Here is a 1,971-nt window from a genome sequence, read left to right on the forward strand (position 1 = left end):
AGGGAGCAACAGCACAGGTTATGGGCACTCCATTTGCCCTGTATTCAGAAAGCTATTTTCTTGCTTATCAGGAGCAGGCCGAACTCTTAAAGGCACTGATCCTGCCGCTGCGATAATGACAGAGCCGATACCAAGAATGGTATCGGCTCTAAATAGTTATCAAGCAGCCCAATAAAAAAGGCCTGTATAGTCCAAAAACAGCTGGGACAGCGCTCCGATAAAGATCAACCAAAGAATATTCTTTTCAACCCATGAGTCGAAACGCATTAGCATGGTCCCAACGCTGCCTTCATATCCAAAAGCAACAGCCCACCTCAGGGGAAGCGACGAGTAGAGATAGATAAACAAAAATGTTCCAAAAAAACTGTGGTGCAGAGCTGTATTGATGTTACCGGAAAACATATAGAGGAAAGATCTTGTTCCTCCACATAACGGGCACCGATAGCCAAAATGGGCAATGGTACGTATTTGGCCTAACCAGGTGAAAAACCCTGCGAGCCAGCCATGGTCAGCCCAAGGGCTGATTATGTAGAAATAAGCAGCGCAGGCCACACCCATTAGGGTGAAGCTATAAGCAAAATACCGCTTGTTGGCTGCGTTAAATCTTTTTATAATAAAGCGGGGACAAAGATCAAGCATCTAAAACCCACATTTTAGAAGAATTCCCACTCGCCAACGGGCTGTCCGTTCGCCAGTTTTTGCCCAGTTTTATACGCATCAACAATGGAAGCGATTAAGATTGGGAGCCAGAGAACTCCTGCAGTTATAAAACTCAAAACGATTATACCAAGTAACCAAGCTAAACCTTTCTTAATCTGCCCCAAATACATTTGCCCAACGCCAACGATTAGGCAGCTCAATAACGCTGCCGTACCGGGGCTTTTGGGAGGGTTAGACGGGTAAACAAAACCGCCATTGCCGCCGGATTTGGAATAAACTCTCATCAGTCGGCACCCGCATGATGTGCAGATCTCCTGCTTATCATTAGTGGGCTGGCCGCATTCCTGGCAGTAGTTAGACTCTGTGAGAGGATTTACTCCACATTTTACACAAACCACTGCTTTTTCATGTACTTCAGCTCCGCAATTTCTACAATGCATTAAAATTCCTCCTTAGAAAGAATCTTTTAAACCACTAGTACCAAATATAGTACCCGCCGGGTGTGAGCAGAAGTCCAATGCAGCCGGTAACCGCAATAATCGAGATAACAAGACCGGCAATGGCTAAACCTTTGTTCCGCCTATTTCCGGTGACCCCAATAATGCTCAGCACCACTCCTGCAATCGAAATCAGCAGGTCAATACCGGGGATGGGAAGGAAGAGACCAAGCAATCCAAAAACAAATCCCAGTACTCCCTGTGTGCCGCTCTGTTGTGCGGCGGTGGCAGTGCTTATGCCGCAGTGCACACAAACAACTGCTTTGTCATTGATCTGCATTCCGCAGTTTTGGCAGTAGATGCTTATCACCATCCTGTACACAGTCTGATTTATTTCCAAATTAGCCAAAAAACAGCGACTCATTGGAAAAAGTTCGACAAAATGCCAGGCATTCCTTCGAAATCCAGCATAAATTTCATTAAAAAAAGCCGCTGTCGTTTTGACAGCGGCTCTACCTGTTCTTTTTAAAATGGTGGGCCTTCTGGGATTCGAACCCAGGACTCCCTGATTAAGAGTCAGGTGCTCTGGCCAACTGAGCTAAAGGCCCACGTCCTTGAACATTATAATTATATCTCCGAGCAGGGCTGCTTGTCAAGAAAAAAAATAGGAAGAACCGGATAAAATCATAACACAAATGATAGGAATCTAATAATTGGATGAAGAAGTTTTTTACAAATAAAAGAGGCGGCAGGTGAATGGAAATGTTTAAGACAAAAGCTAGGTGGATATTTATCGTTCTCTGTTTAACATTGATAGCAGGAGTGGGTGCTAGGGCAGTGCAGGCAGTGGAAACACAGACGATCCTTTATGTTG

The 1,971-nt window shown here is 45.0% G+C and carries 3 protein-coding genes and 1 tRNA gene; all 4 read right to left on the bottom strand.

Going from position 1 to position 1,971, the window contains the following annotated elements; translation table 11 throughout:
- Window positions 1-159: 159 nt before the first annotated feature.
- Window positions 160-639 (bottom strand): DUF2752 domain-containing protein, encoded by a 480-nt coding sequence (locus GX019_11485; protein ID HHT37776.1) that lies wholly within the window; start codon window positions 637-639, stop codon window positions 160-162.
- A gap of 14 nt (window positions 640-653) precedes the next feature.
- The gene (locus GX019_11490; GenBank protein HHT37777.1) at window positions 654-1,100 is read right to left on the bottom strand and encodes a TM2 domain-containing protein; all 447 of its coding nucleotides are present in this window, start codon (window positions 1,098-1,100) and stop codon (window positions 654-656) included.
- A gap of 34 nt (window positions 1,101-1,134) precedes the next feature.
- Window positions 1,135-1,506, bottom strand: a complete 372-nt coding sequence (locus GX019_11495; GenBank protein ID HHT37778.1) for a zinc ribbon domain-containing protein — start codon at window positions 1,504-1,506, stop codon at window positions 1,135-1,137.
- 122 nt (window positions 1,507-1,628) lie between these two features.
- A tRNA-Lys gene (locus tag GX019_11500) sits at window positions 1,629-1,705 on the bottom strand.
- Window positions 1,706-1,971: the final 266 nt, after the last annotated feature.

The organism is Bacillota bacterium (assembly GCA_012837335.1).
Classification (GTDB): domain Bacteria; phylum Bacillota; class Limnochordia; order Darwinibacteriales; family DTU012; genus DTU012.

Excerpts from the sequence above, each read along its gene's own strand:
- GX019_11485 (HHT37776.1), bottom strand. The coding sequence starts at position 639 with ATGCTTGATCTTTGTCCCCGCTTTATTATAAAAAGATTTAACGCAGCC.
- GX019_11490 (HHT37777.1), bottom strand. The coding sequence starts at position 1,100 with ATGCATTGTAGAAATTGCGGAGCTGAAGTACATGAAAAAGCAGTGGTT.